Annotated in this window: 1 pseudogene; it reads left to right on the forward strand. The window is 42.6% G+C overall.

Going from position 1 to position 978, the window contains the following annotated elements:
* Positions 1-273 precede the first annotated feature (273 nt).
* Positions 274-978: pseudogene (locus A3762_RS14000) on the forward strand (Fe-S cluster assembly protein SufB); the annotation flags it as partial.

The following is a 978-nucleotide window of genomic DNA, read 5'->3' on the forward strand; positions in this document are numbered from 1 at the left end:
TGTACGTCCTATCGATTAAAATCCATTCAATTTAGGCTAGCAGAGCAACGCAATATGTCTGTCAGTTTAAGGCTAGAATGTGAAAACTTACGTAACAAGTCTGCAATTTGTTCCACAAAAGTATAAAATCGCGCGCCTGAAAGAAGTATCGCATGAGCAAAGTAAATTAATACCTGACTATTTTAGTAGGTTATTATATACTCGCGCCCGAAAAGTGGCTGAAACAGCCGCTTCTTACATGAAATCAATTTAGCAATACGAGCACTGTCAAGAATGTCTGAATCTGACAAAGAAGTTAAAGAGCTAATCAAAAGAGAATATGAGCACGGTTTCGTCACCGAAATCGAGTCTGAGACCTTTGAGCCTGGTTTGAACGAAGACGTTATCCGCCGCCTATCAGCCAAGAAAAATGAGCCGGAGTGGATGCTTGAATGGCGTCTTCAGGCTTATAAAGTATGGCAAGAGATGGAAGACCCAGAATGGGCTCACGTTAACTTCCCTAAAATCGATTACAACGACATTGCCTATTATTCTGCTCCAAAATCTAAAGATGATGGCCCGAAAAGTCTCGACGAAGTTGATCCAGAGCTTTTGAAAACCTATGAAAAGCTTGGCATTCCATTACACGAGCGCGCTCGACTCGCTGGTGTTGCCGTTGATGCTGTATTTGATAGTGTTTCTGTCACCACGACATTCAAGGACAAGCTAACTGAAGCTGGCGTTATTTTCTGCCCAATTTCAGAAGCGGTTCATAAACATCCTGAGCTCATCAAGAAGTATCTGGGTTCTGTTGTTCCTCAAAAAGACAACTACTACGCGGCACTAAACTCAGCTGTATTTTCTGACGGATCATTTGTTTACATCCCGAAAGGCGTGCGCTGTCCGCTAGAACTATCGACTTACTTCCGAATTAACGAAGCAAAAACCGGTCAGTTCGAACGTACACTAATCATTGCTGAAGAACGTAGCCATGTTAGC

It is taken from the genome of Oleiphilus sp. HI0125 (assembly GCF_001635355.1).